1 pseudogene is annotated in these 227 nt (G+C 63.9%); it reads right to left on the bottom strand.

Annotation, left to right across the window (positions count from 1 at the left end):
- Positions 1 to 227 (bottom strand): annotated as a pseudogene (locus LD028_RS09845) (lipoyl synthase); the annotation flags it as partial.

Here is a 227-nt window from a genome sequence, read left to right as displayed (position 1 = left end):
CCTGGGCGATCGTTTCCTTGGCGGCGTTGGCCTGTTCGTGGGCGTGGTACGAGCTGCGCACCAGCGGTCCCGCCTCCACGTGGCTGAACCCGCGCTTCATGCCCTCTTCCTTGAGGCGGGCAAACTCGTCGGGGTGGTAGTACTTTTCCACGGGCAGGTGCTTTTTGGTCGGCTGCAGGTACTGGCCGATGGTCATGATGTTGACGTCGACCGCGCGCAGATCGTCC

Origin of the sequence: Anoxybacillus sp. LAT27, assembly GCF_022030075.1 — a bacterium.
Classification (GTDB): Bacteria; Bacillota; Bacilli; order Bacillales; family Anoxybacillaceae; genus Anoxybacillus; species Anoxybacillus kestanbolensis.
This window is presented reverse-complemented; position numbering and strand designations above follow the sequence as displayed.